Source organism: Streptomyces sp. NBC_00873 (assembly GCF_045207415.1).
Lineage (GTDB): Bacteria > Actinomycetota > Actinomycetes > Streptomycetales > Streptomycetaceae > Streptomyces.
Genome location: NZ_CP108803.1, coordinates 7,421,106 through 7,433,650, shown reverse-complemented (window position 1 = coordinate 7,433,650; position 12,545 = coordinate 7,421,106). Strand labels below are relative to the sequence as shown.

Sequence of the window (12,545 nt, the reverse complement as noted above, 5' to 3'; positions counted from 1 at the left end):
GTGACTACCAGCCGCGGTTGGCGTAGCGCTCGGCCTCGGGCAGGGTGTCGCAGTTGATGCCGACCATGGCCTCGCCCAGGTTGCGGGAGGCGTCCGCGATGATCTTCGGGTCGTCGTAGAAGGTGGTGGCCTTCACGATGGCGGCGGCGCGCTTGGCCGGGTCGCCGGACTTGAAGATGCCGGAGCCGACGAAGACGCCCTCGGCGCCGAGCTGGCGCATGAGCGCGGCGTCGGCCGGGGTGGCGACGCCACCGGCGGAGAACAGCACGACGGGCAGCTTGCCGAGCTCGGCGACCTCCTTCACCAGCTCGTACGGGGCGCGGAGCTCCTTGGCGGCGGCGTACAGCTCGTTGTTGTCGTAGCCGCGCAGCCGGGCGATCTCGTTCTTGATCTGGCGCAGGTGGCGGACCGCTTCGACGACGTTGCCGGTGCCGGCCTCGCCCTTGGAGCGGATCATGGCCGCGCCCTCGGCGATGCGGCGCAGCGCCTCGCCCAGGTTGGTGGCGCCACAGACGAACGGCGTGGTGAAGGCGAACTTGTCGCTGTGGTTGACCTCGTCGGCCGGGGTGAGGACCTCCGACTCGTCGATGTAGTCGACACCGAGGGACTGCAGGACCTGCGCCTCGACGAAGTGGCCGATGCGGGACTTCGCCATCACCGGGATGGAGACGGCCTCGATGATCTCTTCGATCATGTTCGGGTCGGACATCCGGGCCACGCCGCCGTCCTTGCGGATGTCGGCGGGCACCCGCTCCAGGGCCATGACGGCCACGGCGCCCGCGTCCTCGGCGATCTTCGCCTGTTCGGCGTTGACGACGTCCATGATCACGCCGCCCTTGAGCTGCTCGGCCATGCCGCGCTTCACGCGGGCGGTGCCGGTAGCCGGGGAGTCGGCGGACTGCGGGGTGCTGGGAAGCGTGGACACGGATCGACCTCACTCGGAGAAAAAGATGCTGAAAGTGCTGGGTGATGCACTGCAGAGCAAACTCTCCGGGACCAGTCCACGACAAGGGCCAATAAGAAGCCGGTGGATCGTTTTGGCCGTGTACGGCCGTGTACGGCCGCGTACCGCCCCGTACGGCCCCGTACGGAACGGGCGGCGGCCGCATCCGGGTCAGCTGACCGGGCGGTCCGCCAGGGCCACAGGCGGCTCGTCGTCCATCTCGAAGGCCAGCGGGAACGGTGCGTGCCCGGCCAGCCGGAACCAGCGCACCGTGCGGTGGCGGCGCAGCGCCCGCGCCGCGCGCACCGCGTCGTTGTGGAACCGCCGCGCCATCGGCACCCGGCGCACGGCCGCGGCCAGTTCGGACGCCGCCTCCTCACCGCCGGGAATCTCCTTCACCGCCTCCACCTGCGCCGTCTCGCCGAACACCGCCCGCAGCGCTGTGCTGAGCTCGCTCTCCGCCACCTCACGCTGTTCCTCCTCGGACTGCCGGGCGGCGTGCGCGGCCTCGTACAGCACGATGGACGCGGCCGGGTCGAGGACACCGGACGTGGCCAGTTCCTGGGTGACCGAGGCGCGGCGCAGCAGCTGGGCGTCGAGGGCGGCGCGGGCGGCGTCGATCCGCGTGTGCAGCCGGTCCAGCCGTCCGGCGGTCCAGCTGAGATACAGGCCGATCGCGACGAGCGCGACGGCGATCCAGATGAGGGTTTCGATCACGGGCCGCAAGGCTACCGTCGAGGGCGCCCCGCCCCGCCCTCCGGCCCGCCGCAGCGCGGGACACCGGGCCGGGAGCCGGGGCCCGGCGGTGCCGATGATGCCGCCGCCCGCCGCCGGGAGCGGGGTGCCGACGCCCGTCCCTCAGCCGATCCCGCCGAGCGGCCCGTCAGCGAGACGGTCCTGCCAGGTACCGGTGATCAGGAAACCGTGAACGAGCTGAAGAAGGACACCGCGTGCGCGGTCCCGGCGGCCGGCCGGGCCACCGCCGACGGCCGGGCGGAGAACAGTGCCCGCGCCGCGTAACAGCGTTCTTCCGCTCGGTCCGGGGCCGCGGACGGCGGGGTTCCGACCCGGCCATCGTGTCCCCGCGGGAGGAGCGCCCGGGCCCGCCTCAGTCCCGGGCCAGCCCGAACCGGGCCCGCAGCCCCGTACGTTCGTCCGTCGCCACCGAGGCGGCCCCGTCCGTCACCGTCTCGTACACCGCGAGGATGTCCGCCCCCACCGTCGACCAGTCGAACCGTCGCACATGCGCCCGGCCACGGTCGCTCAGCTCCGCGCGCCGCTCCGGGTCGCCGAGCAACCGGATCGCCGCCGACGCCAGCGCCTGGGCGTCCTCGTTGGCGAACAGCTCGCCCGCCGCACCCAGGTCCAGTACCTGGGCGAACGCGTCCAGATCGCTGGCGAGGACCGGCGCGCCCGCCGACATCGCCTCGACCAGGATGATCCCGAAGCTCTCGCCACCCGTATTCGGCGCGACGTACACATCGACACTGCGCAGCAGCCGCGCCTTGTCCTCGTCGCTCACCATGCCGAGGAATTCGACGCGCTCGCGCATCGCCTCGGGCAGTGAGGCGACCGCCTCCTCCTCGTCGCCGCGCCCCGCCACCAGCAGCCTGGTCTCCGGGCGTGCGGCGAGGATGGCGGGCAGCGCCCGCATCAGGACGGGCAGGCCCTTGCGGGGCTCGTCGATACGCCCGATGAAGCCGATCGTCCCGCCCTGCCACTCGACCTTGGGCTCGGCCTTGTCGAAGAAGCCGACATCGACCCCGTTCGGGATGACGACCGCGTCGCCGCCGAGGTGCTCGACCAGGGTCCGGCGCGCGTACTCGCTCACCGCGATGCGCGCACTGATCTTCTCCAGCGCGGGCTGCAGGATCGGGTACGCGGCGATCATCGCGCGGGACCGCGGATTGGAGGTGTGGAACGTGGCGACGATCGGTCCCTGCGCGGCCCAGCAGGTGAGCAGGCCGAGTGACGGCGAGGTCGGCTCATGGATGTGGATCACATCGAAGGTGCCGTCGTGCAGCCAACGGCGCACCCGCGCCGCGGACAGGAAACCGAAATTCAGCCGGGCGACGGAGCCGTTGTACGGGACGGGCACAGCCCGGCCGGCCGACACCACGTACGGCGGCAGCGGCGTCTCGTCATCGGCGGGGGCCAGCACCGACACCTGGTGGCCCAGGCGGATCAGGTGTTCGGCCAGGTCACGGATGTGGAACTGGACGCCGCCCGGTACGTCCCAGGAGTACGGGCAGACGATGCCGATCTTCATGGCTGCTCTCCACGGGGTTCGAGGTCGGCGAGCCAGAGCCGCTGCAGCATGTGCCAGTCCTCCGGGTGCTCGGCGATTCCGGTGGCGAAGGCATCGGCCAGCGCCTGCGTCATCACAGACGTCTTCTCCGTGCGCGTACCTGACTCGGGCACCTCGACGGCCGGGTGGATCCGGGCCTTCATCACGGGAGTCGCGTCGTACCGGAGCGTCGCGGGCAGCAGCAGCGCGCCGGTCTGCTGGGCCAGCAGCGCGGGTCCGGCGGGCATCCGTGCCGTGGCACCGAAGAACTGCACCTCGACGCCGGAGGCGGAGAGGTCACGGTCGGCGACCAGGCAGACCAGTCCGCCGTCCCGCAGCCGCCGTGCCAGGGTGCCGAAGGCCGAGCCGCCGGTGTGCGGCAGTACCTCCATGCCGAGCCCCTCGCGGTAGGCGACGAACCGGTCGTACAGCGACTCGGGCTTCAGCCGCTCGGCGACCGTGGTGAACGGCACCTTCAGACCGGTGGTGACCCAGGCTCCCGCCAGGTCCCAGTTCCCCAGGTGCGGCAGCGCGAGGATCACACCGCGCCCGGCGTCCAGGCCCCCGGTCAGCCGGTGGACGTCCGCGACGTCCATGCCGGCCTTGATCCGCTCCGGGCTCCAGGTGGGCAGCCGGAACGACTCCATCCAGTAGCGCATGTACGAGCGCATCCCGGCCTTGGAGAGTGCGGCGAGCCGGGCCGGGCTCGCGTCCGGCACCACCCTGGCCAGGTTCGACTCCAGCCGCAGCACGCTCTTGCCGCGCCGCTTCCAGGCCTGGTCGGCGAGGGTACGGAAGAGCGCCTGGGCGGCCGGCTCCGGGAGCTTCTTGACCGCGCCCCAGCCGAGCCCGTACAGCCCGTCGGTCAGCCGGTCCTTCAGCACGGTCCTCGGTTCCCCGGCGCCGCTCACTGCGTCGCCTCGCTCCCCCGGTCCTCCGCGGCTGCCGCGTCGGCCTCCGCGGACTCGCGGCGCACGGTCACCACCCGCTGCACGAGCGTCACCAGGCTGCCCACGGCGACGATCCACAGCGCGATCGGCAGCAGGATGTCGATCCCCGGCACACCGAACGTGTGGAGCCCGGCGAGCCCGGCCGCCACCAGCGAGATGACCAGCCGCTCCGCCCGCTCCACCAGACCGTTGACCGCGACCGGCAGCCCGATCGACTCGCCCCGCGCCTTCGTGTAGGAGACCACCTGGCCGCTGGCCAGGCAGAAGATCGCCACCGCGCACATCACGTTGTCGTCGCCGTTGCCCGCGTACCAGAGTGCGAACCCACCGAAGATCGCCCCGTCGGCGACCCGGTCCAGGGTCGAGTCCAGGAAGGCGCCCCAGCGGCTGGAGATACCGGCCTGCCGGGCCATGTTGCCGTCGACGAGGTCGGAGAAGACGAAGATCGTGATGACGATCGTGCCCCAGAAGAACTCCCCCATGGGGAAGAAGACCAGCGCACCTGCCATCACTCCGGCCGTACCGATGAGCGTGACCGCGTCAGGGCTCACGCCGAGCCGGAGCAGCAGCGCGGCGAACGGTGTGAGGACACGCGTGAAAAATGCACGCGCGTACTTGTTCAGCATGGCCTTCCCGAGGGGTCGGTGGGCCGAGCGGCCCCTTCGGCCACCGGCTGGCCCATCGTAGTCACCAGTCGGACGCGTCCACTGTCCGGGCATCCGTCGTCGTGCGTCGGCGTCCGACGTATGGACGCAGCCCGACCGGAGTGGAAAGCTCGAATTACCGCGGGCGTCGTCGTAGCCGCCGCGGCGGCTCCTCGTGCCCGCGCCCTCCTTCTCCCCTCACCGCGCCAGGCAATCTCCCCGCACAGCGCACCCCACCGGGAGGCACATCATGGGCGACAAGGCACATGCACACACCGGGGCCGCCGGCAGAGCAGCAACGGCCGACCGGCCCTCCTCCATACGGAACGTGGTGCTGGTCGGCCACAGCGGATCAGGCAAGACCACCCTCGTCGAAGCCCTCGCGCAGACCGCCGGAGCGGTCAACCGGGCCGGCCGGGTCGAGGACGGCGGCACGGTCTCCGACTACGACGAGATCGAACACCGCCAGCAACGCTCCGTACAACTCTCCCTGGTCCCCGTCGAATGGGGCGGATACAAGATCAATCTGTTGGACACCCCCGGATACGCCGACTTCGTCGGGGAACTCAGGGCCGGTCTGCGGGCAGCGGACGCGGCCCTTTTCGTTGTCTCGGCGGCCCAGGAGGCCGACGCCGTGGCGGGCACCACCCGCGCCGTGTGGGAGGAGTGCGCCGCCGTCGGCATGCCGCGCGCCATCGTCGTCACCCACCTCGACACCGCCCGCACGTCCTTCGACGAGATGACCCGCGTCTGCGGCGAGATCTTCGGGGGCGACGACCCCGACGCCGTACTGCCGCTCTATCTGCCCGTGCTCGGCCCCGAGGGCCCGGACGGGCACGCCCCGCTGACCGGGCTCACCGGACTGCTCACGCAGCGTATCTTCGACTACTCATCCGGTGAACGGAAGGAGACCCCGCCCGCCGACGACCAGCACGCACCACTCCAGGACGCCCGTAACCGGCTGATCGAAGGGATCATCGCCGAGAGCGAGGACGAGACCCTGATGGACCGGTACCTCGGCGGCGAGGACATCGACATCAAGACCCTGATCGACGACTTGGAGCGCGCCGTCGCCCGCGACGCCTTCCACCCCGTCCTCACGGCGGCGCCCGCAGGCGAGGACGCCCGCCAGGGCATCGGCACGGTCGAACTCCTGGATCTGATCACCGGGGGCTTCCCGACCCCGCTGGAGCGCCCGCTGCCCGCTGTCACCACGCCGAGCGGCGCCCTCCGCCCCGCCCCGTCCTGCGACCCCGACGGACCGCTGGTCGCCGAAGTCGTCAAGACGGCCTCCGACCCGTACGTCGGCCGCGTCTCCCTGGTCCGCGTCTTCTCGGGCACGCTGCGGCCCGACGAAACGATCCACGTCCTCGGCCACGGACTCACCGACCCCGGCCACGAACCGCGTCCCTTCCACGAGGCAGAGGTCCGCGTCGGCGCGCTGTCCGCCCCGTTCGGCAAACAGCAGCGCGCCCTGACCAGCTGCATCGCCGGGGACCTGGCCTGCGTCGCCAAACTGGGCGGCGCCGAGACCGGGGACACCCTCTCGGCTCCGGAGGATCCGCTGCTGATGGAGCCCTGGTCCATGCCCGACCCGCTGCTGCCGCTCGCCATCGAGGCCCACAGCAAGGCGGACGAGGACAAGCTCTCCCAGGGGCTCGCGCGGCTCGTCGCCGAGGACCCGACGATGCGCCTCGAACAGAACCAGGACACCCATCAGGTGGTTCTGTGGTGCCTCGGCGAGGCCCATCAGGACGTGGCACTGGACCGGCTGCGCACCCGGTACGGGGTACAGGTCGACGCCGTCTCCCACAAGGTGTCCCTGCGCGAGACGTTCGCCGGCCCGTCGAGCGGCCGCGGACGGCACGTCAAACAGTCCGGCGGCCACGGCCAGTACGCCATCTGCGAGATCGAGGTGGAGCCGCTGCCACCCGGTTCGGGCATCGAATTCGTCGACAAGGTGGTCGGCGGAGCCGTACCCCGCCAGTTCATTCCGTCCGTGGAGAAGGGGATACGCGCCCAGGCCGCCCGCGGAGTGGCGGCCGGCCACCCCCTCGTCGACGTGAGGATCACCCTGCGGGACGGAAAGGCCCACTCCGTGGACTCATCCGACGCGGCGTTCCAGGCTGCGGGCGCACTGGCCCTCCGAGAAGCGGCCACGGAGACCCGGATCCAGCTCCTCGAACCTGTGTCCGAGGTCCAGGTCCTCGTCCCCGACGACTACGTGGGACCGGTCATGAGCGATCTGTCGGGGCGGCGCGGCCGGGTGGTCGGCACCGAGCAGTCAGGTGCGGGGCGCACGCTCGTGCGGGCCGAGGTGCCTGAGCTGGAGATCGGCCGGTACGCGATCGACCTGCGCTCCCTGTCGCACGGCACCGGCCGGTTCGACCGGTCGTACGCCCGGCACGAACCGATGCCACCGCAGCTCGCCGATCGCCTCCGCGAACAGCAGGAAAACACTACAAACAGTGCGTAATCGGCGGCCCGCCCGCCCTTGTCCACAAGGGCGGGCGGAGCTCCGATCCGGACGATACGCTGTGGTCCCAGCTCAGAAGGTGTGCCGGGCACGGCAGTTGGGAAACAGCCGCAGGAGCGGTTCCTTGGCGGCAAGTGGGGGCGACAGTGGCCAACGACGGATTCGATTTCTCTCCCGGAGCGCAGATCCCGCTCCAGGGGGCGGCCGGACAGGCGGTGGCGACGAACGCCCTCGCCTCCGCCGCGTACCGCGACAGCCCGGTGGCAGAGATCCTCAAGGCCGACAGCGAGTGGCACAAGTCCAAGGTCGAGGAGGGCCGGTCCAAGCTCTTCAAGAGCAAGTACTTCACTCCCAACCTCGGCGAGGCATTCTCCCGCGCCGTCCAGGAGCGCATGCTGGGCGGCGCCCGCAAGGCCCTCATCCAGTCCTTCGGCACCGATCCGCAGACCGTCGTCGAGCACTGCCTGTCCGCGACCCGGCTCCGCAAGGCACGGGACACCAAACTGACCCTGGTGACCGCGCTCTTCGGCTTCCTCTTCCTGCCCGGACTGCTTCTGTGGGTCCTCGCGTTCCGCCTCCGCGACGGCCTGGGTTCCACCAAGGACAAGGCCCTCGGCGCCCTCGGCATCGCCCTGCTCCCCGTCATCGGCATCGTGGCCCTGATCTTCCTGATCAAACTGCCGGTCGGCGGTCTCCTCGCGCTGTACCTGCGCGCGATGATCGTCGCCCCCGTCATCGGCTGGCTGATCGCCAAACGGATCGCCGAGACCTCCGCCAAGGACATGCGCGCCCGCTGGGAGGGGCTGCTCTCCGGCGGCGGGGTCATCGCCAAGATCCCCGAGGCCGTACCGAAGAATCCCAACGAGACCGCCCGCGAGGCGCTGCGCCAGGGGCTGGAGAAGCTGTCGGCCGAACAGCAGTCCAACTCCGTCTTCTATGCCGGCCCCAAGGGCATCCTCGGCATGGGCACCCGCTGGGGCAGCTGGCAGCTCGCCGAGGAGCTCGTCTCCAAGGAACCCGGCAAGGAGTTCCACCAGTTCCGCAGCTGGGACCTGATACGCGTCATCCACGACCAGCTCAAGCAGCTGGAACGCGGACCGCTGCACACCGGCGGATTCACCACGCCCTCGGTCACCCACTGGATCGTCTCGCCCGTCGGTGAGAACGCCGACTCGGTCTCCCGTCCGGAGGGCGAGGACGTCGCCACCTTCCAGATCAAGCCGCACGAGATACAGCGGATCTGCAACCATCAGCAGTTCGGCAGCGGCGACCGCCACTACCTGGGTGTCCAGTTCACCCTCTGGGACGGCCAGTTGGTCATCACCATGATGATCACCGTCACAGTGCTCCACGAGACGCTCCGGATCGAGGTCACCGGGCACGCTCTCGGCCCCGTCCACTCGCTCTTCACGAGCAAGCCCGAGGCCAAGACGAAGACGGTCAACAAGACCGTCAGATTCTGGGAGACCCGCAAGATCACTCTCCCGCTGGTGGAGTCCAAGGAGGTCGTCCGCCTGGCCCTGCGCGCCCCCTTCACCTGGTACCCGCCGCTCCTCGACTACCTGGGCGGCAAGATCACCCTCCCGGAGCCGTTCGGCCTGCGCCACGCCTGGGCAGAGAAGCCGTGGCGCCACCGCTTCATGGCGGACGACGCGATGCGCGCCGCCACCCCCGTCCTGCGTGCCGTGCACAACGCGGCCATGCGTGTCCTGGACGAGAACGGTGTCGACACGGAGCGCTTCGACAACCGGTCCATGATCCTCAGCGGACTGGTGCAGGACCCGATCCCCAAGAAGGCCGACCTGTACGACGCGTAGGGCAGACGGAAGAGGCGCCCGGGGCATCCCGGGCGCCTCGTGCTCGTACCGCCGCTCAGACCGCGGGCCAGGCCTCGGCCAGCATCTTCCGGGTATCGGCGAGCAGCTGCGGCAGCACCTTCGTGTGACCGACGACCGGCATGAAGTTGGTGTCACCGCCCCAGCGCGGCACCAGGTGCTGATGCAGATGCGCGGCAATGCCGGCGCCCGCCACCGTTCCCTGATTCATCCCGATATTGAAACCGTGCGCCCCCGAGGCCGCCCGCAGCGCCGTCATCGCCCGCTTGGTGAAGTCGGCCAGCTCCAGCGTCTCCTGACCGTCCAGCTCCGTGTAGTCGGCGACATGCCGGTACGGCACCACCATCAGATGTCCACCGTTGTACGGATACAGGTTCAGCACGGCATAGACCTTCTCGCCGCGCGCCACGATGAGCCCGTCCTCGTCCGACTTTGCCGGGATCGCACAGAACGGACAGCCGTCGCCGGCCTCCGGGCCGGTCGGCTTGTTCTCACCCTGGATGTACGCCATCCGGTGGGGCGTCCACAGGCGCTGGAACGCGTCGGGCGTTCCCACTCCGATCTGCTGCTCCGGCTCAGTCGTCATGCAGATCAGCATATTGCTTCACTCCTGCGGAGCGTGTCGCCGGGGCCGCCCCCCATCGCCGGGCGACGATCCTGAGGCCATGAGCGACCAGCCCTCGGACTCCTCCACTCCTCTCCGGTTCACGCGCTGGGAGCAGAACACGGAGGTACCGCTCTTCGTCGCGTCGCTGGTCTTCCTCCTCGGGTACGCGGTCCGCGTCCTCGCTCCCTCCACCACCCAGCCGTGGCACGACCTGGCCCTGATCCTGGTCGCCGCCACCTGGTTCCTCTTCGCGGCGGACTATGCCGTACGGATCCGGCTCAGCGGCCAGGGTCTCCGTTTCCTGCGCAGTCACTGGTTGGACACAGTGGTGCTGGTGCTCCCGCTGCTGCGGCCGTTGCGTCTGATCCGGGTCTACACAGCGGTCCAGCGGAAGAGGGAGCAGCCGCGGCTGAGCCTGCACGCCCGTGTGATCGCCTACGCCGGTGTGACCGCCCTGCTGCTCGGATTCTCGGCCGCGCTGGCCGTGTACAAGCAGGAGCGCGCGGCGCCGGGCGCCACGATCCGGACGTTCGGCGACGCGGTGTGGTGGGCGTGCGCGACGCTCACCACGGTCGGATACGGGGACGTCACACCGGTCACGCCGAGCGGCAGGGCCATCGCGGCCGGCCTGATGGTCTGCGGTCTGGCACTCCTGGGGGCCGTGACGGGTTCGTTCTCGTCGTGGCTGGTGCAGGTCTTCACCCGGGAGGACGAGAAGAGGCCCCCGGAGCGCGGTTAGCGCTCCGGGGGCCTCCCGGGGGGCCGGGTCAGACCTGGACGCGGTCCTCGACGGCCTTCTGGATCTTGGCGATGGCGTCCTCGACCGGAATGCCGTTCTCCTGCGATCCGTCGCGGTAGCGGAAGGAGACGGCGCCGTTGGCCATGTCCTCGTCACCCGCGATGATCATGAAGGGCACCTTGGCCTTCTGCTGGTTGCGGATCTTCTTCTGCATCCGGTCCGAGGAGGCGTCCACCTCGACCCGCAGACCCTTCTTCCTGGCCTGCGCAGCGAACTCCTGGAGGTACGGGATGTGCGCGTCGCCGATCGGGATGCCGACCGCCTGGACCGGGGCCAGCCAGACCGGGAACGCACCCGCGTAGTGCTCCAGCAGCACCGCGAAGAAGCGCTCGATGGAACCGAACAGGGCGCGGTGGATCATGACCGGGCGCTGCTTGGTGCCGTCCGGGCCGGTGTACTCCAGATCGAAGCGCTCCGGCAGGTTGAAGTCGAGCTGCACGGTCGACATCTGCCAGGTACGGCCAATGGCGTCCTTGCACTGGACCGAGATCTTCGGGCCGTAGAAGGCGGCGCCACCCGGGTCCGGGACCAGGGGCAGTCCCTGCTTCTCGGCGACCTGGCGCAGCGTCTCGGTCGCTTCTTCCCAGACCTCGTCGGGTCCGACGAACTTCTCCGGGTCCTTGGTGGACAGCTCCAGGTAGAAGTCGGTCAGACCGTAGTCGCGCAGCAGGTTCAGGACGAAGGTGAGCGTCCTGTCCAGCTCCTCCGCCATCTGCTCCTTGGTGCAGTAGATGTGCGCGTCGTCCTGCGTGAAGCCGCGCGAGCGGGTCAGACCGTGCACCACACCCGACTTCTCGTACCGGTACACCGTGCCGAACTCGAAGAGACGCAACGGCAGTTCACGGTACGAACGGCCGCGCGCGTCGAAGATCAGGTTGTGCATCGGGCAGTTCATCGGCTTGAGGTAGTAGTCCACCCCGTCGTCGAGCTGCATGGGCGGGTACATGCCGTCGGCGTACCAGTCCAGGTGACCGGACTTCTCGAAGAGCTTGCCCTTGGTGGCGTGCGGGGAGTAGACGAACTCGTAGCCCTCCTCCTCGTGCCGCCTGCGCGAGTAGTCCTCCATGGCCCGGCGGATGATGCCGCCCTTGGGGTGGAAGACCGCGAGGCCGGGGCCGATCTCGTCGGGGAAGGAGAAGAGGTCCAGCTCGTTGCCGAGCTTGCGGTGGTCCCGCTTGGCGGCCTCCTCCAGGAACTCCAGGTGCGCCTTGAGCTCGTCCTTGGTGGGCCACGCGGTGCCGTAGATGCGCTGGAGCATCGGGTTCTTCTCACTGCCCCGCCAGTACGCCGCGGCGTTCCGCATCAGCTTGAACGCCGGAATGTTCCGGGTGGTCGGCAGGTGCGGACCGCGGCAGAGGTCCTTCCAGCACAGGTCGCCGGTCTTCGGGTCGAGGTTGTCGTAGATGGTCAGCTCGCCGCCGCCCACCTCGACATCCGCGCCGTCCCCGGCGTTCTCGACGGAGTCGGAGCCCTTGATGCCGATGAGCTCCAGCTTGTACGGCTCGTCGGCCAGCTCCTCGCGGGCGGCCTCGTCGGTGACGACCCGGCGGGAGAACCGCTGTCCCCGCTTCTGGATCTCCTGCATCTTCTTCTCGATGGCCTTGAGGTCCTCGGGCGTGAACGGCTTCTCGACGTCGAAGTCGTAGTAGAAGCCGTCCTTGACCGGCGGGCCGATGCCGAGCTTGGCCTCCGGGAAGAGCTCCTGCACCGCCTGCGCCATGACGTGCGCGGTGGAGTGCCGGAGGATGTTCAGGCCGTCCTCGGAGGAGATCTCGACGGGCTCGACGACCTCGCCGTCGGCGACGACGTACGCGAGGTCCTTCAGCTCACCGGCAACCCGGGCGGCGACAACGGTGCGCTCGCCGGGGAAGATCTCGGCAGCCGTAGTGCCCGTCGTCACCACGCGCTCTTCCCGCTCGGAATCGCGTTGGATGATCACACGGACGTCTGACACCGGTCTCTCCTGACTGAAGGGGGGTGCGCGCCATATTCCACTGCGCACGC

At 69.8% G+C, this 12,545-nt stretch carries 10 protein-coding genes; 3 read left to right on the top strand and 7 right to left on the bottom strand.

The features are described 5' to 3' along the window. Nucleotides 1–4: 4 nt before the first annotated feature. The 5 genes from pdxS to pgsA form a co-directional block, all read right to left on the bottom strand. Nucleotides 5–925 carry a pyridoxal 5'-phosphate synthase lyase subunit PdxS gene (gene pdxS / locus OH809_RS34365; RefSeq protein ID WP_266987900.1) on the bottom strand — a complete coding sequence of 307 codons (921 nt, stop codon included), beginning with the start codon at nucleotides 923–925 and terminating at the stop codon, nucleotides 5–7. Nucleotides 926–1,114: 189 nt separating this feature from the next. Continuing rightward, nucleotides 1,115–1,660, bottom strand: a complete 546-nt coding sequence (locus tag OH809_RS34360) for a hypothetical protein (RefSeq protein ID WP_358860771.1) — start codon at nucleotides 1,658–1,660, stop codon at nucleotides 1,115–1,117. Nucleotides 1,661–2,051: 391 nt separating this feature from the next. Beyond that, entirely contained in the window at nucleotides 2,052–3,212 is a 1,161-nt protein-coding gene (locus OH809_RS34355) for a glycosyltransferase family 4 protein (protein WP_406417698.1), read from the bottom strand. Then, entirely contained in the window at nucleotides 3,209–4,141 is a 933-nt protein-coding gene (locus OH809_RS34350; RefSeq protein WP_406516013.1) for a phosphatidylinositol mannoside acyltransferase, read from the bottom strand. Before OH809_RS34350 ends, OH809_RS34355 begins: the two co-directional genes overlap by 4 nt. Then, nucleotides 4,138–4,806 (bottom strand): phosphatidylinositol phosphate synthase, encoded by a 669-nt coding sequence (pgsA, locus tag OH809_RS34345; RefSeq protein ID WP_406417701.1) that lies wholly within the window; start codon nucleotides 4,804–4,806, stop codon nucleotides 4,138–4,140. Before pgsA ends, OH809_RS34350 begins: the two co-directional genes overlap by 4 nt. 268 nt (nucleotides 4,807–5,074) lie before the next feature. On the opposite strand from pgsA, the gene OH809_RS34340 reads away from it, so the two are divergent. Both OH809_RS34340 and OH809_RS34335 read left to right on the top strand, forming a co-directional pair. Beyond that, the gene (locus OH809_RS34340; protein WP_406417703.1) at nucleotides 5,075–7,300 is read left to right on the top strand and encodes an elongation factor G-like protein EF-G2; all 2,226 of its coding nucleotides are present in this window, start codon (nucleotides 5,075–5,077) and stop codon (nucleotides 7,298–7,300) included. A gap of 146 nt (nucleotides 7,301–7,446) precedes the next feature. Beyond that, on the top strand, nucleotides 7,447–9,117 hold the full coding sequence (locus OH809_RS34335) for a hypothetical protein (RefSeq protein ID WP_406417704.1): 1,671 nt from the start codon (nucleotides 7,447–7,449) through the stop codon (nucleotides 9,115–9,117). Nucleotides 9,118–9,172: 55 nt separating this feature from the next. On the opposite strand, the gene OH809_RS34330 is transcribed toward OH809_RS34335, so the two are convergent. After that, nucleotides 9,173–9,733, bottom strand: coding sequence for an HIT family protein (locus OH809_RS34330; RefSeq protein ID WP_406417706.1), 561 nt, complete (start codon nucleotides 9,731–9,733; stop codon nucleotides 9,173–9,175). A gap of 67 nt (nucleotides 9,734–9,800) precedes the next feature. On the opposite strand from OH809_RS34330, the gene OH809_RS34325 reads away from it, so the two are divergent. After that, a complete protein-coding gene (locus tag OH809_RS34325; protein WP_406417708.1) occupies nucleotides 9,801–10,481 on the top strand; it encodes a potassium channel family protein in 681 nt (226 codons plus the stop codon). A 28-nt stretch (nucleotides 10,482–10,509) separates the two neighbouring features. On the opposite strand, the gene thrS is transcribed toward OH809_RS34325, so the two are convergent. After that, the gene (thrS, locus tag OH809_RS34320; RefSeq protein WP_406417710.1) at nucleotides 10,510–12,495 is read right to left on the bottom strand and encodes a threonine--tRNA ligase; all 1,986 of its coding nucleotides are present in this window, start codon (nucleotides 12,493–12,495) and stop codon (nucleotides 10,510–10,512) included. Nucleotides 12,496–12,545: the final 50 nt, after the last annotated feature.